Here is a 19314-nt window from a genome sequence, read left to right on the forward strand (position 1 = left end):
GCGGTCCGCCGGAGGCGGGCGGCGCCGGCCGGGGGCCGGGGAGGTGGCGCGGTGAAGGCGGGCGTCGACATCGGGCCGACCAACACCGACGCCGCCCTGCTCGACGACGCGGGCGCCGTCCTGGCCACCGTCAAGGTCGCTTCCGTGCCCGGCGACCCGGTGGCCAGCGTCACCGCCGCCCTCGGCCGGCTGGCCGCCCCGCCGCTCGCCCAGGTGGCCGTCGGCCTGCACGGCGCCGCCTCGGCCGTCGCCGGCAGGCGCGGCCTGTGCAGGGTGGCGGCGCTGCGGATCGGCGGCCAGGAGGCGCAGGCGATCAGGCCGCTGTTCGGCTGGCCTGACGACCTGCGCCGCGCCGTCGAGGCGGGCAGCGCGGTCGTCGACGGGGGCGGCGGGCTCGACCGCGCCGACTGGACCCCGCTCGACCGCGACGCCGTCGCCCGCTTCGCCGCCTCCGTCGCGGGCCGGGCGCAGGCGGTCGCCGTCACCGGCCTGTTCTCGCCGCTCGACGCCGAGCAGGAGCAGGAGGCGGCCGCGATCGTCGTCGCCGAGCTCGGCGACCTGCCGATCGCGCTGTCGGCCGACCTCGGCAGCCTCGGGCTGCTCGAACGCGAGAACGCCACCGTCCTCGACGCCGCCCTGTCCGGTTTCGCCGCGGACGTGGCCGCGCGCCTCGCCTCGGCGCTGGCCCCTGTCACCGCCGTCCACGTCACCCGCGGGGACGGCACGCTGATGAGCCTGGAACACCTGGCCCGGCATCCGGGGCTCAGCCTCGGCAGCGGACCGGCCAGCATGCTGCGCGGCGCGGGCGCGCTGACGGGGCTGGCCGACGCCGTCGTCGCGGACGTCGGCGCCCGCCGTGTCAGGGTGGGCGCGCTGGCCGGCGGCTTCCCCGAGGAGGCCGTCGCGGGCGCCCGCATCGGCGGCGTGCCCGTCGGGCTGCGCATCCCCGAGCTGGTCAGGGTGGCCAGGCCGGTCGAGCCCGCCGAACTGGCCGAGGCCGTCGACCGGATGCAGCCCGGGGCGGGACGGCTGCCGCTGGTCGTCGTGGGCGGCGGGGCGCATGCCGTACCGGACGGGCTGCATCCCGAGCACGCGACCGCGGCCGGCGCGATCGGCGCGGCCACCAGCCCCGTGGGTGGCCAGTACGAGCGCATCGTGCGCCTGGCCGGCCGCGCGGACCTGCCGGCGGCGATGGAGGCGGTGGTCGAGCAGGCCAGGGCCAGCGCCGTCCGTGCCGGGGCCGACCCCCTCCACGTGCGGATCGTCGAGGCCGCCGACACCCCGCTGGACTACCTGCCCGGCCCCTTCGTACGGCTGCGCGCCAGGGCCGCCGGCCCGCCCGCGCGGCTGTGATCCTGTGACCCCCTCTGCCCCTGTGACCCCCCTGTGAAAGGCGTCTCCCCCATGGCAACGACGACGGATGAGGACTACCCGCTGGAGCGGGTGCCACCGGGCGCCCGCTACCCCTGGTTCAACGTGGCGGTGCAGCGCTTCGGCCAGCTGTCGGACCTGACGCAGTTCCTGCTCGGCGCCACGCTGGGCGCGGGGCTGTCCTTCTGGGACGCCTTCTGGGCCTTCACGCTCGGCTCGGTGATCCTGGAGATCGTCTGCATCTTCGTCGGCATCGCCGGCATGCGCGAGGGCCTGTCGACCTCGATGCTGGCCAGGTGGACCGGCTTCGGCCGCTACGGCGCGACGCTGATCGGCGTGATCATCACCCTCAGCCTGTTCGGCTGGTTCGGCGTGCAGACCGCGGTGTTCGCCGCCGGGCTGCACTCGATCATGGGCTGGCTGCCGCTGTGGGCCTGGTCACTGATCGCGGGCCTGGGCGTGACCGCGCTGGTCGTCCGCGGTTTCAAGGCCATGGGGCTGACCGCGTTCATCACCGTGCCCGCCTTTCTCGGCCTGGCCGGATGGGCGATGTGGGTGGAGATCTCCCGCCATGACCTGGGCGCCCTCGTCGCGTCGCCGCCCTTCGGCGAACCGATCTCGATCGCCACCGGCGCCACGATCGTGGCCGGCTCCTACATCGTCGGCGCCGTCACCACGCCCGACATGACGCGCTTCAACCGCAATACTGGCGATGTGATCAAGCAGACGCTGGTGGGCATCTCGCTCGGCGAGTACGTGCTCGGCCTGGCCGGCGTGCTGCTGGCCTACGCGGTGAAGTCGTCCGACGTGATCGCCATCATCACCGCCTCCTCCGGCGTGATCGGCGTGATCGTGCTGATCTCCGCCACCGTGAAGATCAACAACTGGAACCTGTACTCCTCGGCGCTGGGCCTGCTCAGCGCCGTCGAGTCCACGGTCGGCGTCAGGCTCAACCGGGTCGCCGTGACCGTCGGCATCGGCGTGCTCGGCAGCGTCCTGGCCGCCGTGGGCATCCTGGAGCGCTTCACCGACTTCCTGCTCGTCCTCGGCGTCATCACCCCGCCGATCGCGGGGATCATGGTGGCCGAGTACTTCGTCGTCAAGCGCTGGCGGCCGGCGCTCGACGCCTCGCGGGACGAGGGCGCGCTGCCGGCGACCGAACCGACCTGGGTGCCGGCGACGCTGGTCATCTGGGCGGCGGCGGCGCTGGTCGGCTGGCTGAGCGAGCAGCACCAGTGGATCGGCATCCCCGCGCTCAACTCCCTCCTGCTGGCAGGTCTGGCCTACATCGTCGCGGGCAAGCTCGGCCTGGTCCGGGGCACCCGCGAACTCCTCACCGTCTGAAGGAATCCCACTCCATGCGCATCGGCATCGACGTCGGCGGCACCAACACCGACGCCGCCCTCATCGGAGACGGCGGCGACGTGCTGGCCACCGTCAAGTCCCCCACCACCGAGGACGTCACCGGCGGGGTCGCCGCGGCCCTCGCGGGCCTCGGCGCCACCCAGGTGTCCGCGGTCATGATCGGCACGACCCACTTCGTCAACGCGCTGGTCGAGGGCGCCCGCCTGGAACCGGTCGCCGCCGTACGGCTGGGCCTGCCCGCCACGGCCGCGCTGCCGCCGATGGTCGACTGGCCGTCGCGCCTGCGCAAGGTCGTCGAGGGCGCGGTCTACCTGTGCCACGGCGGCCACGAGTACGACGGCAGCCCGATCTCCGCCCTCGACCCGGCCGAGCTCAAGCGGGTCGCGGCCGACATCAGGCGCAGGGGCCTGCGCTCGGTGGCGATCTCCTCGGTCTTCTCCCCCGTCAGCGACTCCTCCGAGCGGGCCGCGGCCGACATCCTGGCCGCCGAGCTCGGCCCCGGCGTCCACCTCTCGCTGTCCAGCGAGATCGGCCGCGTGGGCATGCTGGCCAGGGAGAACGCCACCATCGTCAACGCCGCGCTGCGCCCGCTCGCCGAGCGGACGGTGGCCGCCTTCGGGCAGGCGCTGCGGGTGGCGGGCATCGAGGCGCCGCTGTTCCTGTCGCAGAACGACGGCACGCTCATGGACGTCTCCCGGGCGCTGCGCTACCCGGTGGCCACCTTCGCCTCCGGGCCGACCAACTCGATGCGGGGTGCCGCGTACCTGTCGGGGCTGAGCGACTGCGCGGTCGTCGACATCGGCGGCACCACCACCGACATCGGCATCCTGGTCGGCGGCTTCCCCCGCGAGGCCGCCGGAGAGGCCATGGTCGGCGAGGTCCGCACGAACTTCCGCATCCCCGACGTGCTGTCGATCGGCATCGGCGGCGGCTCCGTCGTCGCCGGGGACGGCTCCGTCGGCCCGCGCAGCGTCGGCTTCCGGCTGCCGGAGGAGGCGCTGGTGTTCGGCGGCGGCACGCTGACCGCCACCGACCTGGCGGTCGCCGCCGGGTACGCCGACATCGGCGACCACTCGCTGGTGGCCGGCGTCGATCCGGCCAGGTCGCTGAAGGTCATCGCGGAACGGGTGGCCGACGCCGTCGACCGGATGCGCACCTCCCCCGCGCCGCTGCCGGTCGTGCTGGTCGGCGGCGGCAGCGTCCTGATCTCCGACCTGCCGGGCTTCGACGACGTGCGCAGGCCCGACCACTTCGCCGTGGCCAACGCCGTCGGCGCCGCCATCGCCCAGGTCGGCGGCGAGGTGGACAAGGTCTACGCGGGCCCGCGCCAGGTCGTCCTCGAGGAGGCGAAGGCCGAGGCCGTCGCCCGCGCCGAACGGGCGGGCGCGCGGACCGGCAGCGTGCGCATCGCCGAGGTGGAGGAGGTCCCGCTGGCCTACCTGCCCGGCGACGCGACCCGCATCAGGGTGAAGGCCGTCGGCGACCTGGACTTGGAGAAGATCAATGCGTGAGATCGGCATCGAGCAGCTGGACGACATGGCCAGAGGCGCGGGCATCCTCGGCACCGGTGGCGGTGGCGACCCCTACGTCGGCAAGCTCCTGGCCAGGGAGGCGATCAGGCGCCACGGCCCGGTGACGCTCTACGACATCGACGAGGTCCCCGCCGACGCCACGGTCGTGCCCGTCTCCAGCATGGGCGCGCCCACCGTGCTGCTGGAGAAGCTGCCCGCGGGCACCGAGGAGCTGGCCGCGCTACGCGCCCTCGAGGCCGTCATCGGCCGGCCCGCCACCCACATCGTGCCCATCGAGATCGGCGGCGTGAACTCGATGATTCCCATCGCCGCGGCCGCCCAGGCCGGGCTGCCGCTGGTCGACGGCGACGCCATGGGCCGCGCCTTCCCCGAGGCGCAGATGGTGCTGCCCACCCTGATCGGCGTGTCCAACACGCCCATGGCCCTCGCCGACGACAAGGGCAACACGCTGGTGCTCGACGCCGTCTCCAACCACTGGGCCGAGCGCATCGCGCGCGCCGCCTGCGTCCAGATGGGCTGCCAGATCTCCTCCGCCGACACGGTGCTGCGCGGCGACCAGCTCGCCGACGGTCTGGTCCCCGCCACGCTGACGCTGGCGGAGGACCTCGGGCGGGCCGTACGGCAGGCGCGGGCCGCCCACGCCGACCCCGTCGCGGCGGCCACGTCCACGCTCGGCGGCGTCCGGCTGTTCACCGGCAAGGTCGTGGACGTCGAGCGGCGCACCACCGGCGGGTTCGCCCGCGGCAGGGCGCTGCTGTCGGGAGAGGGCGACTTCGAGCTCAGCTTCCAGAACGAGCACCTGCTCGCGCGCAGGGACGGCGAGATCGTCGCGACCACCCCCGACCTGATCTGCGTCCTCGACACCGACACCGGCGAGCCGGTGACCACCGAGTCGATGCGGTACGGCCTGCGGGTCACCGTGATCGGCGCCCCCTGCGACCCGCGGTGGACCACACCCGCGGGGCTCGAGCTGGCCGGGCCGCGCTACTTCGGCTACGACTGCGACCACCGGCCGCTGCCGGCCGCCTGACCCCCTTCACCGGACTACCGCTCGACGTCCTCCCCGCCCCGCCACCGTCCGAACCGGAACCATCCGGGCCGGACGGTGGCGGGCCGGTGCCGTCCGGGCCGAGGCTGTCCGGGTCCGGACCGTCCGGGCCGGGACCGCGTGCACGCTTCTTCTCCACGCGACCCCGGCCCCGCGCCGGACCACCAGGCGCGCCCCCGGTCGGGCGCGCACCCGCCGGGTGCCCGCGTTCCTGCGACATCGAGGAAAGATTTGTCAGGACATTCTGACCTCGCTAACCTGATCACATGACCGCGAACCTGGCGATCGATCTGGACCGCTCCAGCCCCGTCCCCCTGTACTTCCAGGTAGCCGAGCAGATCGCCGAGGCCATCCGGCGAGGCGACCTCGCCCCCGGCTCCCGGCTGGACAACGAGATCCTGCTCGCCGACCGGCTGGGCCTGTCCAGGCCGACGATCCGCCAGGCCATCCAGTACCTCGTCGACAAGGGCCTGCTGGTCCGCAAGCGCGGCGTCGGCACCCAGGTCGTCCATGGCCAGGTCAAGCGCTCGGTCGAGCTGACCAGCCTCTACGACGATCTGCGCCGCTCCGGCCAGGAGCCCGCCACAGAGGTCCTCGCCCTGGAGCCGCGACCGGTCGACGAGCAGGTCGCCCAGGTCCTCGGCCTGTCCCCCGGTGACGAGGCACTCTATCTCGAACGGCTCCGCTTCGCCGCGGGCGAGCCGCTGGCCCTGCTGCACAACTGGCTGCCGGTCGGCCTGGCCCCGCTCACTCCCGACGACCTGCGGGGTCGCGGGCTGTACGAGCTGCTGCGCGCCGCGGGGGTGCGCATGCGCGTCGCCAACCAGCGCATCGGCGCCCGCGCCGCCTCGACGACCGAGGCCAAGCTGCTCGACGAGCGCAGGGGCGCGCCGCTGCTGACCATGGTCCGCACCACCTACGACGACCAGGGCAAGGCCGTCGAGCACGGCTCACACGTCTACCGGGCCTCGCACTACTCCCTCGAGGTCACCCTCATCGAGCGCTGAGGCCCTGCTCGCCTTCCTCTTGACGTACCAGGTGGTGGCGATCCCGAACAGGACGGCCGCGCCGAGCCCCGCCCACGAGAACCCCTTCAGCCACTTCTCGGCCACGATCCCCAGGTAGTAGATCACCGCCGTGGTGCCGCCCGCCCAGACGACGCCGCCCAGCACGTTGGCGACCAGGAACTTCCAGTACGGCATGCGCAGCGCCCCCGCCAGCGGCCCGGCCAGGATGCGCAGGAGGGCGATGAAGCGCCCGAAGAACACCGTCCACATGCCGTACCGGTGGAAGTAGTGCTCGGCCTTGGCGATGTGATGCGGCCCGAAGTGCTTGGGGAAGCGCCTGCCGAGCCGGACGAAGAGCCGTTTGCCGCCCCTGCGGCCGACGGCGTACCCGATCGAGTCGCCGACGATCGCCCCCACGCTGGCGCACGCTCCCACCCAGACGGGGTCCACCACGCCCTTGGCCGACAGCAGGGCCGAGCTGACCAGGACGATCTCCCCGGGCAGCGGGATGCCCACGCTCTCCAGCCCGATCACCACGCCGACCAACGCACAGATCCACACCGGCGGGATCGCCTGCAGCCACTCGTCGATATGCATCCGGCCACCTTAACCAGTGGAGGGAACTTGTCGGCACAGGCCGGCGCACCGGGCAGGGACTACCCTGGTGACGAGCGGAACAGGTCGGCCAGCTGCGCAAACCCTCGCAGCACGACGATCACGGGGAGGGGACAGATGGTGATCGACAAGGTCGCGTGGGTCCTCCTGGAGGACGGCAGGCTGCTGGGCGCCCGTTCCCACGGGATGGACGCCTTCTACCTGCCCGGCGGAAAGCGCGAGCCCGGCGAGAGCGACGTCGACGCTCTCCTGAGGGAGATCGCCGAGGAGCTGACCGTCTCGCTGGTCCCCGAGACCTTTCACCACGTGGGCACCTACGAGGCGCCGGCGCACGGCAAGACGGATGTCACCGTACGGATGACCTGCTACACCGCCGACTACTCCGGCACCCTCACGCCGCAGGCAGAGATCGCGGAGATCGCCTGGCTCACCCACGCCGACCGCGACCGCGTCTCCGCCGCCAACCGGCTGGTCCTCGACACCCTCCACACGCAGGGCCTGCTGATCCCCTGACGGACCACCACGGCCCACCCACGTGCCCGAGCACGGCACGGAACGGGGCGGCGTGCGCGCCGACCGCCTGCGCCGGCCGCGCCGCGGCAGCGCGATCTCGACACCGCGCTGGCCGTGACCGACACCGGTGGGCCCGGCCGTTGCGTGGTCTACCTCAACGGCCGGTTCGCCACTCAGTCGTACCGGCGGCGCGTCATCGCCGAACTGGGCGGCGGCTACCGGCACATCTGTGATTGAACCCGGCGGCCGCATCCCCGGCTCGTCTTCCCGGCGTCGTCGAGTTGTCTCAATCGCCGGCCCAGGCCTGGCCGCGCCAGTCCGGAAGGCCGTTGTCAAGCCATGCCTCGACAGTGCGCCGCCAGGGGTCGGCTGGGTCCGCGTCAGCCACGTCACCCCAGGTCGATTCGGCCATGTCAGGGTCGATGCGCAGACTGTCGAGGTAGGCGTCGAAGTCGTCGGCGACCTTGGCGAACAGGCCCCGCTGACGACGTCCTGTCCAGCCGGGGAGTCCGTGGACGAACGCGTCGATCTGACCGTGGGTGGCTGGGTTCAGGTCGAGGAACAGGGTGTCGCTTCCGCCATTGCGGGCGATGGGCAACAGCCCATGGAGCGGGATCTCGGGGGCCGGCCACCAGTTGGAGGTGTTGCGGTATTCGCCCAGCAGCGTCCCATGGCCGTAGTCACCGTCCTCATCGCGGCCGAGCTGGTAGAGCTCGGCGAACCCCAAGACCTCGGAGTCCGGTTCATCGACCGGAAAGTCGAGGGCGTACTCGAGCTGGGAGCCGCCGGCGGCCTCGAGAAACCTGCGGTAGGCCTCTGGCAAGGACAGCCCGATCTCCTGCTCAAGGAGCTCGACTTCCGCCACTTCACACGGGCGGAACGGGCCGAACACCATGCGGCCGCGATACCAGCGTGAGTTCCTCAGACACACCGGAATCATTCCACTGGGCCCCGACGTGCTGACCGGGACACCTGATCACAGCCCCCGGGCGACGGTCGCCCAACGTGCCCGTCCAGCCGAGCGCGGCTTCGAGGGTGAACGATGCCGAGTGCCGGTTCAGGCGGAGGGCGCCGGCCGCATGCCGGTGACCAGCAGCCCGAGGCAGGCGACGGCCGCCTGCGGGTCGACGCGGTCGGGCGCGAGCAGCCACTGCTGGTGGATGCCGATCACGGCGCCCACCAGCGTGACGGCCAGCGTCTCGGCCGAGATGCCGGGCGGCAACGGCAACCGCTCCAGCCATCTCCTGCAATGGTCGCGCAACGTGTCGTGGATCTCGACGTAGCGGCCCTGGATCGGCGAGCCAGGCTCCAGCGCCTCCACCAGCAGCGTGACGAACAGCCTTGAGGTGGGCAGCCGTAGGAGCAGGTCGACGCCTTCGCCCAGGCGGTCGAAGCCCACCTCTCCCTTCTCCGGCTCCGCCGGGAACCCGCCGCGGACCAGGTCCACCGAGCGTTCGAGCACAGCCAGCAGCAGCCCCTCCTTGCTGCCGAAGTGCCACGGGATCGAGCCCCTGCTGATCCCCGACCGCTCCGCCACGTCGGCGAACGTGGTCTGCCGGTACCCCTTCTCGGCGAACAACTCCGCCGCGGCCGAGAGGATCAGCTCACGGCTCTCCTGGCTAGTCTGCTCTCGTCGCGTTGTCACGCCACCCTCCTATGCTATCGCTCATATCTTATGCTGACCGGCACAGGAGGGGTTGGGTACGGCGTCGCCTACCCCCCACCTATGGGAGATCCGGTCCGCTTCGGTCGAGCGACGGCTTCCGCCCGCCGTGATCGCGAGGCTCTTGACTAATTAAATGAGCGCTAATTAAGTTTATCGCATGGACACCGCACCGCGCAGGCCAGGGCGGCCACCCCGCAGTCAGGGGCCGGCCACACGTGACCGGCTGCTGGACGCCGCTTTGGAGCTGTTCGCCAGGCAAGGCTTCGCCGCCACCACCGTCCGGCAGATCGGTGGGGCCGTCGGCGTGCGTGACAGCGCCATTTACGCGCACTTCTCCAGCAAGCAGGCCATCTACGACGCCCTGCTGGCGGGGATGGGCCCGTTGTCGTTCTCCGTGCTGGGCGTGGAGTCCGCGGCGCTGGCGGAGATGGGGCCGAGCGCTGCCGTACACGTGCTGGCCGAACGCCTGGTCGAGGCATGGACGCAGCCGCGCGCCATGCTCTTCGCCGCCGTCATGGCGCGCGAGGGCGCCGGCGCCGGCGGCACCGGCGCCCTCGCCGCGGCGATCGACGAGGCCCGCGCCGGGCTGGAAGAGCCTTTCCGCCGCTGGCAGGAGGACGGCCTCATGCGGGCCGACGTGCCCGTCAGGCAACTGGTCTGGGAACTGTTCGCCCCGCTGCACGTGGTGCGGTTGCTCTATCTGCGCGGCCAGACACCGGACACCGACCCGGACACCGCCCGCGACATGATCGCCGACCATGTCGGCTTCTTTCTCACCTGCGTCACCACGCACGAAGGAGAGCGGTAATGCTCTGTGCCCCCGTGATCAGCCAGGAGATCACCGAACGTCCCCCCGGCTTCATCGCGCCCAACCTCAGCCCCGTCGGCCTGCGGCTGCACCCGGCCGAACTGGCCCGCGGCGTGTACGCGCTGATGGCCAACCAGCCGCCCAAGGACAACAACGGCCTCATCGTCGGCGAGAAGGCGGCGCTGGTCGTCGACGCGGGCGTCACGCCGGGCATCGGCCGGCACATCCAGGAGGTGGCGGCGGGCCTGACCGACGTGCCCATCGGATACCTGGTCAACACCACCTACCACGGCGATCACACCTTCGGCAACGCCGCCTTCGGCGACGAGGTGACGATCTACTCCTCGCGCGCCAACAAGGCCGCCATGACCGACCTGGCCGCCGCCAAGCGTGCCCGCGCCGAGAGCATGTACGGCGACGCCGCCGCGCTCGACGAGGTCATCACCTGGCGGCGGCCCGACGTGGTCGTCGACCGCTTCTGCGAGATCGATCTGGGCGGCCGGGTGGTCCACCTGTGGCACTTCGGACCGGGCAACGGCTCGGGCGACACCATCGTGCACGTCCCTGACGCCAAGATCGCCTGGACCGGCAACTTCGCCGGGCCCGCGGGCGGCATCGTGCCCATGTGCCTGGTCGGCGACCCGGCCGCCTACGTCACGTCGCTGCGCACCATGCGCGCCACCCTCGAAGTCGACACCCTGGTGCCTGGACACGGTTTCCTCGGTCCCGCCGAGCCCGGGATCAGCGTGCTCATCGGCTACCTGGAGCAGCTCGATGCCGCCGTCACCCGTCACCACCAGGCCGGGCGGCCCATCGAGACGCTTTACGACGCCCCGCTGTGGGGCATCGACTTCTCGCCCGGCCTGCCGGAGGCGTTCACCGCGCTGATGCGCTCCCTGCACCGGCTCAACATCCTGCTGACCTACCGCTGGCTCACCGGCGAGATCACCCGCGTCGCCGCCTGACCGGCCATCGCCGCCATGCCACGGCTGATCCACCGGCGCAAGCGCAGGCCATTCTCGGCGACCGTCGGGTGGTCGACGCCGATGGCCAGGTCACGGTGATCAGACCCACGTGTAGTTGGTGTCGTCGACGGCGGGCAGGGCAGCGTCCGGCACGGCGGCGCGCGGCGAGGGCAGCGCGGCCAGCGCCGGCCCGATCGGAGGGAAGATCGGCAGGTCGGCGGTCTCGCGGTAGTCGATCCATTCGATGACGCCGACCTCCCGCCCACCATCGGGCAGTTCGTCGTATTCCTCACCGGCCATCCGTGCGCGGACCACGGAAGTGACGTGCGTCCGGTAGATGAGGTGCAGTTTGCGGGGCGGCACTGTAGGACCAGGTCGGGTGACCATCTGGTCGATCACCCACAGAAGCTGCGGCGGCGTGGCGCTGCTGCGGATGTCGAGGCCGAGTTCCTCGATCAGCTCCCGTTCGAGGGCCGCCAGAAGGCCTTCTCCCGGTTCGACGTTGCCACCTGGCGGGGTGTAGTGGACGGAGTGTCCGCGGTCGCGGCGGATGAGGGCGACGTCGTCGTCGCAGAACACCAGCGCACCGGTCCGGATCTTGATGCGGCTGAACACTACGTCGTCGATGCCGGGTTGGGCGGTCATGACCGCCAGTATCCCGTTCAGCGATACGTCCGGTTCGCCGGCGCGCGACCGGCTAGCGTGGTCGCCGTCGAGCCGCGCGACGGAGGGCCCGCTGATCACGGCGGCGGAGGAGGGGTCTCGTGCGAAGGGCGATGGCGTACCTGTCCCTGGTGCTGCTCTTGTCCTCCTGCAGTTGGTCCCATCGCGTCTCGCCTCGCGGGTTCGAGGAACGCGCCCGAGAGGTGGCGGAGCGCTGGCAGGGATCGCCCGACGACCACGCGTGGCGCGACGGGTTCGTTCCGTTGGAAGTGATGAACCCGCGGGGATGGGCCCGCGTGCGCCGCGTTCCGGCCTGGGTGAACAGGAGCGCGCACAACGGCGTATGGAGGCTGGCCGCCCCGCTACCCGCGGGCTCCCCGGCCCACGCGGGCGTGCGATGGCCGGACGGCTCGCTCTCGCAGGTGCCACTCATCACGGCGGCGAGCGCGTACGCGAAGTTCAGCAGGCCGGCCGACCTCATCGAGGAGGAGTGCCCGGCCGACGGATGCCGCCCCCTCCTGGTGACCGGCGCAGAGCTGGGCGAGGTGCCGCTGAAGACCAGCCGCGGCACGATCCGGGTGCCGGCCTGGCTGTTCACCGTCAAGGGGGTCGAGCAGAAGTACGTGCACGTCGCGGTTGCCCCGTCGGCCGTCACCGCCCGCCCCGAACGCCTGCCGGGAGGGATCGAAGAGGTGACGGCGTTCGACCTCGTGCCCGACAGGCCGCACGAACTGCTGCTCCAGTACGGCTACGGCGCCTGCGACAGCATTCACGGGGCGCGCGCTTACGAGACCGACCACCTGGTGGTGGTTGACGTGGACGAGGAGGGCTCCGGCGGGGTCTGCCCCGCGATACTCAAGACGGCCACGATCACCGTCACACTCGCGCGACCGCTCGGCGACCGCCTCGTGCTCGATTCTGGTACGGGTGTGCCGGTGGTGCGGGGGCTGACGCGGCGGTGACGGCCTGGTGGCCTTGGACGGCGTCCCACGGCACCGGGTCAGCCGGCGGCGTCGCGGACGGCCGCCTGCGCGACCTCTCTCAGCTGCGCGTGCAGCACCGCGTTCGCCTCCCGGCGCGTGCGGACCTCCACCACGCGCAGCCCTTCCCCGCGGATCGCCTTGGGCAGGTCGGAGATGTCCTCGACCAGCTGGTACGGCGTCGCGGTGGCCGCGGCCACGTACTCCAGATCGACCCCGTGCGGCGTGCCGAACACCCGCTCGAACGGGTCGCGGATGCCCGCCTGGGGCAGCAGCGAGAAGATCCCGCCGCCGTCGTTGTTCACCACGACCAGGCACAGGTCGGGTCGCGGTTCCCGGGGCCCGAGGATCAGGCCGTTCTGATCGTGCAGGAACGTCAGATCGCCGAGCAGCGCGTAGGAGGGCCCGTTGTGCGCCAAGGCCGCCCCGATGGCGGTGGAGACCAGCCCGTCGATGCCCGACACGCCCCGGTTGGCCAGCAGCCGTAGCCCGCGCCGCGGCCGCATCGCCTGGTCGAGGTCCCTGATCGGCATGGAGGAGCCGCAGAACAGCAGCGCGCCGTTCGGCAGGGAGTCGGCCAGGTCTCTGGCGATGCGCGGCTCGGTCATGCCGCTGTCGTCGAGGAGGGCGTCGATGGCGGTCCTGGCCGCGGCGTCGGCGCGCCGCCAGGAGTGCAGCCAGGCGTCGTCGCCCGCGGCGACGGGGATCTCGACGGCCTGCGCCACCTGCGTGGCCGACCGGGTGGGGTCGGGCCAGCGCGCCAGGTCGGTGGCCACGACGATGTGCTCCTCGGCCCGCCGCAGCCACGACAGCAGCGGCCTGGACAGCCCCGGACGGCCGAGCGTCACCACCACGTCGGGCTGGTGGGCGTCGGCGAAGGACGGCGTGCCGAGCAGGAAGTGGTAGGTGGAGATGGCGTGGTCGCCGTAGCGGCCGCCGCCGTTGGGCTCCGACAGCACCGGCCAGCCCGCCATGCCGGCGGCGGCGACGTAGCGCCGCACGTTGGGCGCCCCGTCGCCGACGACGAGGACGCCGCGCCTGGTCGGCGGCAGGTGCAGGGCCACGGGCGGCGGTGCGACGCGGGCCCGCACCCACGAGCCGGCGGTGTCGCCGTCGAGCGACTCGACCCACGAGGTGTCGCCGTCGGGGATGAGCGGCTCGCGGAAGGCGAGGTTCAGGTGCACGGGGCCCGGGTCGGACGGCCCGAGCGCGCGCTGGTAGGCGCGGGCGGCCAGCGAGCGCCAGTAGGCCACCTGCCCGGGGCGTTCCTCGGGCGTTCCGACCTCGGCGAACCACCGGGCGGCGGCGCCGAAGACCTTCAGCTGGTCGATGGTCTGGTTGGCGCCGGTGCCGCGCAGCTCGGGCGGCCGGTCGGCGGTCAGGACCAGCAGCGGCACGCCGGACTCGCTCGCCTCGATGACGGCGGGGTGGAAGTTGGCCACCGCGGTGCCAGAGGAGCAGATGAGCGCCACCGGCCGCTCGGACCGGCGGGCCAGGCCCAGCGCCAGGTAGGACGCCGACCGCTCGTCGATGCGCACGTGCAGCCGCACCCGCGACTCGGCGTGGAGGGCCAGCGCGAGGGGAGCCGAACGGGACCCGGGTGCCATCACGACATCGGTCAGGCCGCACCGGACGAGCTCGTCCACCAGCACGGTGGCGAGCGCGGTAGCCGGGTTCACAGGTCCGCCTCCTGCATCCGCCGCAGCCACGACGGCGACTCGATCTCAAACTCCGACAAGAGCGAATGATCCACTGACGGGCGGGAGACCGGCAAGAACCCGTCGACGGGGGTCAGGGAGTCGTCCACCACGTCTCCCGACAGCAGCGACATGGTTCCCAGCCCGCACGCGTACGGCAGGCTGGGCAGCGCGGCGGCCAGGGCGACGCCCGCCGCCAGTCCGACCGAGGTCTCCACCGCGCTCGACACCACCGCCGGCAGGCCGCACGCCTCCACGACCCGCAGCGCGGCGCGCACGCCGCCCAGCGGCTGCACCTTCACCACCGCGATGTCGGCGGCCTCGGCGGCGCGCACCTTCAGCGGGTCGTCGGCGCGCCTGATCGACTCGTCGGCCGCGATCGGCACGTCGACGGCCCGCCGGACGGCGGCCAGCTCGTCGAGCGTGGCGCAGGGCTGTTCGGCGTATTCCAGGTCGTAGGCGTCGAGGGCGCGCAGGTGCCGTACCGCCGTCGGCACGTCCCAGGCGCCGTTGGCGTCGACGCGGATCCTGCCGGAGGGCCCGAGCGCGTCGCGGACCGCCTCGACGCGGGCGAGGTCGTCGGCGAAGCTCTGGCCCTGCTCGGCCACCTTGACCTTCGCGGTGCGGCATCCCGCCTGCCGTACCAGCTCGTGGGCGCGCTCGGCGGAGACGGCGGGGACGGTGGCGTTGACCGGGACGCGGGAGCGCACGGGCGCGGGCCAGCCGTCGAAGGCGGCCTCGCGGGCGCAGGCCAGCCAGCGGGCGCACTCACGCGGCCCGTACTCGGGGAAGGGGGAGAACTCGCCCCACCCGGCGGGGCCCTCGATCAGCACGCCTTCGCGTGCCGTCTGGCCGCGGAAGCGGGTGCGCATCGGGATCCGGAAGACCCTCGGCCCAGAACCCATCCACGCACCTTCCCCGCTGTCACCTCGTTCGTCGCCACTAACCTTACGAGCATGTGGAGGAACCCGTCGCATCCGGACCGCCCCCTGCGGGCGCTCGTGCTCCCGCCGGGGCGCAGGCTGTTCGAAGCGGTCGCCGCGGCGCTGTCGGGCGAGGGGCCCGCCGTGCTGCCCCTGTCCCCCGATCACGCGGGCGCGGCCCTGGCCGCCCTGCGGCCGAGCGAGATCGAGACCGTCGACGGGGTACGGCAGGCGGACGGCCCCGGCGTGCCCGCCGAGGTGGCCGTCGTCATCGCCACCTCGGGCAGCACCGGAACGCCGAAGGGCGTCATGCTGACCGCCGCCGCGCTCCAGGCCTCGGCCGCCGCGTCCCTGCGCAGGCTGGAGGCGGGGCCGGGCGGGCGCTGGCTGTGCTGCCTGCCGCCCTCCCATGTCTCCGGCCTGCAGGTGCTCGTCAGGTCGCTGCTCAACGGCACCGAGCCGATCATCCATGACCGTTTCGACGCCGGGGCGGTGGCCGGTTCGGGCGCCGCGCACGTCTCGCTGGTCCCCACCCAGCTCCACCGCCTGCTGGAGCTCGGCGCCGATCTGGGCGTCTTCGAGACCGTCCTGCTGGGCGGTGCCGCGCCGCGGCCGGGCCTGCTGGAGGCGGCGCGGGCGTCGGGCGCCAGGGTCGTCACGACGTACGGCAGCAGCGAGACCAGCGGCGGCTGCGTCTACGACGGCCGGCCGCTCGACGGGGTCGATCTGAAGATCCGGGAGGACGGCAGGATCCTCGTGGCGGGCCCCGTCCTGCTGGCCGGATACCGCTTCGGCGACAGCCCGCTCGACGGGCGCTGGTTCGTCACCTCCGATCTGGGCGCCATCGAGAACGGCGGGCTCCGCGTGCTCGGGCGGGCCGACGACGTGATCAACACCGGCGGCGAGAAGGTCGTGGCCGCCTCGGTCGCGGGTGTCCTGGCCCTGCATCCCGAGGTGGCCGACGTGGCCGTGGTGGGCCGCCCGCATCCGGAGTGGGGGCAGGCGGTCGTCGCCGTCGTCGTGCCCGCCGACCCTCGCCGGCCGCCGACGCTCACCGAGTTGCGCGCCTTCTCCCGCGACCGGCTCCCCGCCTACGCCGCGCCACGCGAGCTGCGGCTTGTGTCCGCACTTCCGCTGCTGCCGAATGGTAAAACCGATCTCGCGGCGCTTCGCACCGGAACCTGACGCCTGCCGGCTGCGTCTTATAGGAGCAGCTGGAAGAAGGAGGAGACCTTCATGAACCCATCCCGCAAGACGTGGGTGTCCGCGGTGACCGTCGGCGTGATCGTCGCCGGTGGCGTCTCCATCGCGGCGGCCGCCTCCGCGGGCAGGCTCGAGAAGGTGAGTCAGGAGACGACGGTCGTGGTGAACAACACACCGGCGCCCTCCGGCCGGCCCGCTGAGACGAACGACACCACCGACGAGACACCCGACGACGACACGGTGGTCTCCCACGAGGTCGAGCAGAGCCCGCAGGAGGCCGTCGACTACTGGACCGAAAGCCGCATGGAGGGCGCGGAGCCGATGCCCATGCCGGAGGCGACCGGCCAGCTCAACGACGTGGACAACTAGGCGATAGGTGTCCGACGGGCGGCCGCCGGCTCCGGCGGTCGTCCGTTTTTTCCTCCTTCGCGGGAACAAATGGCCGGGGATGACGTTATTGATACTGGTGCGCAGAGCGGCCAGAGCCGCCCCACCACAAACTTTGAACTGACTGCGACTCCGTATGGAGGAGGTGTCCTCATGCCCCGAACCGCCGTGGCGACCTCGCCCGCGACCCTCGACCAGCTCCTTGACCGAGGGCGAGCTCAGGGTCACCTTTCGCTGGCGGAGCTGCGGGAGGCTTTTGCCGTAGCGGGGATCAGCCCGAACGAGGGCCGTTCCATCCTGCGCGGGCTCACGGAGGCCGGGGTGAGCCTGGCCGCCGAGAACGAGCCGGCGCTCGGCACGACAGCCACCGCGAAGAAGGCGACCACCACGCGCAAGAAGAGCGCCACCGCGAAGAGCACCCCCACCAAGAGCGGCACCGCGAAGAGCGGCACCACCAGGACGGGCGCCAAGACCCGCGCGAAGGCCGCCACGTCGGACGAGCAGGCCGTCGCCGTGCCTGAGCAGGCCGACCTGCCCGCCGAGGAGCTCGACGCCCCGCAGGACCTCGAGCTGGCCGCCGAGGACGTGGAGCTCGAGGAGGAGGAGTCGCTCGACCTCGACGACAACCAGTCGGTGATGGGCGACTCGGTCCACACCTACCTCAAGTCGATCGGCCGCCGCACGCTGCTGACCGCCGCCGAGGAGGTCGATCTGGCCAGGCGCATCGAGGCAGGCCTGTACGCCGAGTACAAGCTCGACAGCGAGCCGGACCTGTCCCCCGCCTACCGCGCCGACCTGGAGATGGTCGTCGAGGACGGCAGGCGCGCCAAGGACCACATGCTGGAGGCCAACCTCCGCCTGGTCGTCTCGGTGGCCAAGAAGTACACCGACAGGGGCATGGCCCTGCTTGACGTGGTGCAGGAGGGCAACCTCGGCCTGATCCGCGCGGTGGAGAAGTTCGACTACACCAAGGGCTTCAAGTTCTCGACGTATGCGATGTGGTGGATCAGGCAGGCCATCCAGCGTGGCTTCGCCGACTCGGCGCGCACCATCAGGCTGCCGGTCCACGTGCTGGAGATGCTGTCGAAGCTGTCGCGTGTCGAGCGTGACATGCACCAGCGTCTCGGGCGCGAGCCCACGCCGGAGGAACTGGCCGTCGAGCTGGACAAGACGCCCGACCAGATCGAGGAGCTGCTGCGCACCAGCCGCCAGCCCATCTCGCTCAACGCCACGATCGGCGAGGACGGCGAGACGACGATCGGCGACCTGATCGAGGACGTCGACTCTCCCGAGGCGTCGGAGATCGTCGACCGCCAGCTCCTGGGCGACCAGCTGCGCGGCGTGCTGGACAACCTGTCGCCGCGCGAGGCGCGCATCATGGCGCTGCGCTTCGGCCTGGTGGACGGCAAGCCGCACACCCTGGACGAGATCGGCAAGCACCTGGGCCTCACCCGCGAGCGGATCCGCCAGCTGGAGAAGGAGTCCCTGTCCAAGCTGCGCCACCCGAGCAACACCCGGCCCCTGCTCGACTGGGCCAGCTGACCCCCACCACGAGCGAACGCCTGGCACTACCCGTGAGGTGCCGGGCGTTCCCTTTTTCCCGGACGCCCGTACCGCCCCCGCCGGTCTGGACCTGAGGCGAACCGGATGAGAGCCCGTGACCTGCCGATCGTCCTGGACGGTCGGCCCGGCCGCTGGAACGCGATCACCGACGTGCCGGGCGTCGAGGTGGGCTATGTCACGTGGTTTCGGTCTGGACGTTCGGGGATGAGTCCGGCGCTCGCCGGCGCGATGACGATGTCTTGTATATAGATCGTCAACGCGCTCATTAGGCGGCCACACCAGATTGACGGCATGCAGATCGATATCAGATTCCCTGGATCATTCGCCGTCGCCCGCTGCCATCTCGCCAGCGGCGAAACCATTCGTGTCGAGTCCGGCGCCATGCTCATGACGAGCAAGGGCGTCGAGCTCGAAGCCAAAGTCGAAGGCGGCCTCCTGCGCGGCCTGGCGCGCTCCGCCTTCGGCGGCGAGTCGCTGTTCGTCACCCGCTACATCGCGCCGCCCGGCGGCGGCTGGGTCGATGTGGCCCACCACCTACCCGGCGACACCATGGCCGTCCCCGTCCGGCCCGACGTCGCCCTCATGCTGACCCGAGGGTCCTGGCTCGCCTCGACAGACCAGGTCGAGATCAAGACCAAGTGGGGTGGCATGTCCAACCTGATCGGCGGCGAGGGCGGCTTCCTCATCCGCGCCGAGGGCTCGGGGCAGGTGATCCTCGGCTGCTACGGAGCGCTTCAGGCCGTCGAACTGGCCACTGGAGAGTCGGTGATCGTCGACTCCGGGCACGTCGTGGCCTATGAGGAGACGGTGCGGAGCGATCTGCGCCGTGCCGTCGAGGGCAAGACGATCCAGTCGCTCAAGTCGGGCGAGGGGCTGGTCTTCGAGTTCACCGGGCCCGGACGCGTCTACACCCAGACCAGGAATCCCACCGAGCTGACCAACTGGCTGACGGCCGTGCTGCCGTTCAGCCGCGACTGAGCAGGCCGGCGGTGCCACACCGGGAAGCCC

General features: G+C 72.0%; 20 protein-coding genes. 14 read left to right on the forward strand and 6 right to left on the reverse strand.

All coding sequences use genetic code 11. The annotated features are described in order from the left end of the window. From ACWEVS_RS41825 to ACWEVS_RS41845, 5 genes are all read left to right on the forward strand, one after another. A partial coding sequence (locus ACWEVS_RS41825) for a hydantoinase/oxoprolinase N-terminal domain-containing protein (RefSeq protein WP_452556422.1) occupies positions 1–1353 on the forward strand: 1353 nt, incomplete at its 5' end. A 51-nt stretch (positions 1354–1404) separates the two neighbouring features. Then, on the forward strand, positions 1405–2715 hold the full coding sequence (locus tag ACWEVS_RS41830; RefSeq protein ID WP_452556424.1) for a purine-cytosine permease family protein: 1311 nt from the start codon (positions 1405–1407) through the stop codon (positions 2713–2715). 14 nt (positions 2716–2729) lie between these two features. After that, positions 2730–4247 carry a hydantoinase/oxoprolinase N-terminal domain-containing protein gene (locus ACWEVS_RS41835; protein WP_452556426.1) on the forward strand — a complete coding sequence of 506 codons (1518 nt, stop codon included), beginning with the start codon at positions 2730–2732 and terminating at the stop codon, positions 4245–4247. Continuing rightward, entirely contained in the window at positions 4240–5298 is a 1059-nt protein-coding gene (locus ACWEVS_RS41840) for a DUF917 domain-containing protein (protein ID WP_452556428.1), read from the forward strand. The genes ACWEVS_RS41835 and ACWEVS_RS41840 overlap by 8 nt, the downstream gene beginning before the upstream one ends. 284 nt (positions 5299–5582) lie before the next feature. Next, a complete protein-coding gene (locus ACWEVS_RS41845) occupies positions 5583–6323 on the forward strand; it encodes a GntR family transcriptional regulator (protein WP_452556430.1) in 741 nt (246 codons plus the stop codon). On the opposite strand, the gene ACWEVS_RS41850 is transcribed toward ACWEVS_RS41845, so the two are convergent. After that, on the reverse strand, positions 6267–6920 hold the full coding sequence (locus ACWEVS_RS41850) for a DedA family protein (protein ID WP_449925065.1): 654 nt from the start codon (positions 6918–6920) through the stop codon (positions 6267–6269). The two genes, ACWEVS_RS41845 and ACWEVS_RS41850, sit on opposite strands and share 57 nt — an antisense overlap. Positions 6921–7055: 135 nt before the next feature. On the opposite strand from ACWEVS_RS41850, the gene ACWEVS_RS41855 reads away from it, so the two are divergent. Together ACWEVS_RS41855 and ACWEVS_RS41860 are read left to right on the forward strand one after the other, a co-directional pair. Further along, positions 7056–7451 (forward strand): NUDIX hydrolase, encoded by a 396-nt coding sequence (locus ACWEVS_RS41855; RefSeq protein ID WP_452556432.1) that lies wholly within the window; start codon positions 7056–7058, stop codon positions 7449–7451. A gap of 114 nt (positions 7452–7565) precedes the next feature. Next, on the forward strand, positions 7566–7688 hold the full coding sequence (locus tag ACWEVS_RS41860; RefSeq protein WP_452556434.1) for a hypothetical protein: 123 nt from the start codon (positions 7566–7568) through the stop codon (positions 7686–7688). A gap of 49 nt (positions 7689–7737) precedes the next feature. On the opposite strand, the gene ACWEVS_RS41865 is transcribed toward ACWEVS_RS41860, so the two are convergent. Together ACWEVS_RS41865 and ACWEVS_RS41870 are read right to left on the reverse strand one after the other, a co-directional pair. Next, entirely contained in the window at positions 7738–8346 is a 609-nt protein-coding gene (locus tag ACWEVS_RS41865; RefSeq protein WP_452556436.1) for an SMI1/KNR4 family protein, read from the reverse strand. 162 nt (positions 8347–8508) lie between these two features. Beyond that, positions 8509–9096 (reverse strand): TetR/AcrR family transcriptional regulator, encoded by a 588-nt coding sequence (locus tag ACWEVS_RS41870; protein WP_452556438.1) that lies wholly within the window; start codon positions 9094–9096, stop codon positions 8509–8511. A 178-nt stretch (positions 9097–9274) separates the two neighbouring features. Between ACWEVS_RS41870 and ACWEVS_RS41875 the strand changes: the two genes are divergently transcribed. Both ACWEVS_RS41875 and ACWEVS_RS41880 read left to right on the forward strand, forming a co-directional pair. Continuing rightward, the gene (locus tag ACWEVS_RS41875; RefSeq protein ID WP_452417464.1) at positions 9275–9925 is read left to right on the forward strand and encodes a TetR/AcrR family transcriptional regulator; all 651 of its coding nucleotides are present in this window, start codon (positions 9275–9277) and stop codon (positions 9923–9925) included. Continuing rightward, positions 9925–10890, forward strand: a complete 966-nt coding sequence (locus tag ACWEVS_RS41880; RefSeq protein ID WP_452556440.1) for an MBL fold metallo-hydrolase — start codon at positions 9925–9927, stop codon at positions 10888–10890. Before ACWEVS_RS41875 ends, ACWEVS_RS41880 begins: the two co-directional genes overlap by 1 nt. Positions 10891–10989: 99 nt before the next feature. Here the strand turns inward: ACWEVS_RS41880 and ACWEVS_RS41885 are convergent, their stop codons facing one another. Then, positions 10990–11535 carry an NUDIX domain-containing protein gene (locus tag ACWEVS_RS41885; RefSeq protein ID WP_452556442.1) on the reverse strand — a complete coding sequence of 182 codons (546 nt, stop codon included), beginning with the start codon at positions 11533–11535 and terminating at the stop codon, positions 10990–10992. A 119-nt stretch (positions 11536–11654) separates the two neighbouring features. Here ACWEVS_RS41885 and ACWEVS_RS41890 point away from each other — a divergent pair, with 119 nt between their 5' ends. Then, entirely contained in the window at positions 11655–12515 is an 861-nt protein-coding gene (locus ACWEVS_RS41890) for a hypothetical protein (RefSeq protein ID WP_452556444.1), read from the forward strand. 38 nt (positions 12516–12553) lie between these two features. On the opposite strand, the gene menD is transcribed toward ACWEVS_RS41890, so the two are convergent. Continuing rightward, a complete protein-coding gene (menD, locus tag ACWEVS_RS41895; RefSeq protein WP_452556446.1) occupies positions 12554–14212 on the reverse strand; it encodes a 2-succinyl-5-enolpyruvyl-6-hydroxy-3-cyclohexene-1-carboxylic-acid synthase in 1659 nt (552 codons plus the stop codon). Next, positions 14209–15135 carry an o-succinylbenzoate synthase gene (locus ACWEVS_RS41900; RefSeq protein WP_452556448.1) on the reverse strand — a complete coding sequence of 309 codons (927 nt, stop codon included), beginning with the start codon at positions 15133–15135 and terminating at the stop codon, positions 14209–14211. The genes menD and ACWEVS_RS41900 overlap by 4 nt, the downstream gene beginning before the upstream one ends. 51 nt (positions 15136–15186) lie before the next feature. Here ACWEVS_RS41900 and ACWEVS_RS41905 point away from each other — a divergent pair, with 51 nt between their 5' ends. From ACWEVS_RS41905 to ACWEVS_RS41920, 4 genes are all read left to right on the forward strand, one after another. Beyond that, positions 15187–16338, forward strand: coding sequence for an AMP-binding protein (locus ACWEVS_RS41905; protein ID WP_452417456.1), 1152 nt, complete (start codon positions 15187–15189; stop codon positions 16336–16338). A 51-nt stretch (positions 16339–16389) separates the two neighbouring features. After that, the gene (locus ACWEVS_RS41910; RefSeq protein WP_452556450.1) at positions 16390–16725 is read left to right on the forward strand and encodes a hypothetical protein; all 336 of its coding nucleotides are present in this window, start codon (positions 16390–16392) and stop codon (positions 16723–16725) included. A 171-nt stretch (positions 16726–16896) separates the two neighbouring features. Further along, positions 16897–18285 carry an RNA polymerase sigma factor gene (locus ACWEVS_RS41915; protein WP_452556452.1) on the forward strand — a complete coding sequence of 463 codons (1389 nt, stop codon included), beginning with the start codon at positions 16897–16899 and terminating at the stop codon, positions 18283–18285. Positions 18286–18597: 312 nt separating this feature from the next. Then, positions 18598–19284 carry a TIGR00266 family protein gene (locus tag ACWEVS_RS41920; RefSeq protein ID WP_449925101.1) on the forward strand — a complete coding sequence of 229 codons (687 nt, stop codon included), beginning with the start codon at positions 18598–18600 and terminating at the stop codon, positions 19282–19284. Positions 19285–19314: the final 30 nt, after the last annotated feature.

The organism is Nonomuraea sp. NPDC003754 (genome assembly GCF_053605785.1).

Coding starts and splice junctions, on each gene's coding strand:
- ACWEVS_RS41855 (WP_452556432.1), top strand. CDS start 7,056: ATGGTGATCGACAAGGTCGCGTGGGTCCTCCTGGAGGACGGCAGGCTG.
- ACWEVS_RS41865 (WP_452556436.1), bottom strand. CDS start 8,346: ATGGTGTTCGGCCCGTTCCGCCCGTGTGAAGTGGCGGAAGTCGAGCTC.
- ACWEVS_RS41900 (WP_452556448.1), bottom strand. CDS start 15,135: ATGGGTTCTGGGCCGAGGGTCTTCCGGATCCCGATGCGCACCCGCTTC.
- ACWEVS_RS41920 (WP_449925101.1), top strand. CDS start 18,598: ATGCAGATCGATATCAGATTCCCTGGATCATTCGCCGTCGCCCGCTGC.
- ACWEVS_RS41840 (WP_452556428.1), top strand. CDS start 4,240: ATGCGTGAGATCGGCATCGAGCAGCTGGACGACATGGCCAGAGGCGCG.
- ACWEVS_RS41830 (WP_452556424.1), top strand. CDS start 1,405: ATGGCAACGACGACGGATGAGGACTACCCGCTGGAGCGGGTGCCACCG.
- ACWEVS_RS41910 (WP_452556450.1), top strand. CDS start 16,390: ATGAACCCATCCCGCAAGACGTGGGTGTCCGCGGTGACCGTCGGCGTG.
- ACWEVS_RS41905 (WP_452417456.1), top strand. CDS start 15,187: ATGTGGAGGAACCCGTCGCATCCGGACCGCCCCCTGCGGGCGCTCGTG.
- ACWEVS_RS41915 (WP_452556452.1), top strand. CDS start 16,897: ATGCCCCGAACCGCCGTGGCGACCTCGCCCGCGACCCTCGACCAGCTC.
- ACWEVS_RS41885 (WP_452556442.1), bottom strand. CDS start 11,535: ATGACCGCCCAACCCGGCATCGACGACGTAGTGTTCAGCCGCATCAAG.
- ACWEVS_RS41875 (WP_452417464.1), top strand. CDS start 9,275: ATGGACACCGCACCGCGCAGGCCAGGGCGGCCACCCCGCAGTCAGGGG.
- ACWEVS_RS41850 (WP_449925065.1), bottom strand. CDS start 6,920: ATGCATATCGACGAGTGGCTGCAGGCGATCCCGCCGGTGTGGATCTGT.
- ACWEVS_RS41835 (WP_452556426.1), top strand. CDS start 2,730: ATGCGCATCGGCATCGACGTCGGCGGCACCAACACCGACGCCGCCCTC.
- ACWEVS_RS41880 (WP_452556440.1), top strand. CDS start 9,925: ATGCTCTGTGCCCCCGTGATCAGCCAGGAGATCACCGAACGTCCCCCC.
- ACWEVS_RS41845 (WP_452556430.1), top strand. CDS start 5,583: ATGACCGCGAACCTGGCGATCGATCTGGACCGCTCCAGCCCCGTCCCC.